The sequence below is a fragment of the Vibrio sp. HI00D65 genome, assembly GCF_001635455.1.
GTDB lineage: Bacteria > Pseudomonadota > Gammaproteobacteria > Enterobacterales > Vibrionaceae > Vibrio.
This window is the reverse complement of sequence record NZ_LWEH01000571.1, coordinates 1-530: the sequence shown is the minus strand read 5'-3', so window position 1 is coordinate 530 and position 530 is coordinate 1. Positions and strand designations below refer to the sequence as shown.

The window sequence follows — 530 nt, the reverse complement described above, 5'->3', positions numbered from 1 at the left end:
AAACCTTAGCAATTATTAAACAAAGAGCAAAACTTTATTCGCAAATCTGGATTCAAATAGAAACTTGAAGAATATGGATTGTATGTAAAAAAAAGCCCGCTGATATCTCAGCGGGCTTTCTAATGGTGGTGGAGGGATAGGGATTTGAACCCTAGAACCGCTATTAACGGTTGCCGGTTTTCAAGACCGGTGCTTTCGACCACTCAGCCATCCCTCCAACAAATTGTTACTAAAATCAGTCTTACTTGTGTGCTGTTTCTAGTTTTATTTTCAGTTTTTTAAAACTGAAAACGTAAATCAAGCCTGGCGATGTCCTACTCTCACATGGGGAAGCCCCACACTACCATCGGCGCTATTGTGTTTCACTTCTGAGTTCGGCATGGAATCAGGCGGGTCCACAATGCTATGGTCGCCAAGCGTATTTTGCTTTTACTTTCAGCTTTTTTAAAAACTGAAGGCAAAATAATCTGGAAAGCTTATTAAAAGTCTTATCTCTTCAAACTCATTCAAGCGTTTGTATCTTTGAGTCC

General features: G+C 40.0%; 1 tRNA gene and 1 rRNA gene. Both read right to left on the bottom strand.

From position 1 onward, the window contains the following. Nucleotides 1–126 precede the first annotated feature (126 nt). A tRNA-Ser gene (locus tag A3712_RS23905) sits at nt 127–217 on the bottom strand. 84 nt (nt 218–301) lie between these two features. Beyond that, a 5S ribosomal RNA gene (gene rrf, locus A3712_RS23900) occupies nt 302–417 on the bottom strand. Between the last annotated feature and the right edge of the window lie 113 nt (nt 418–530).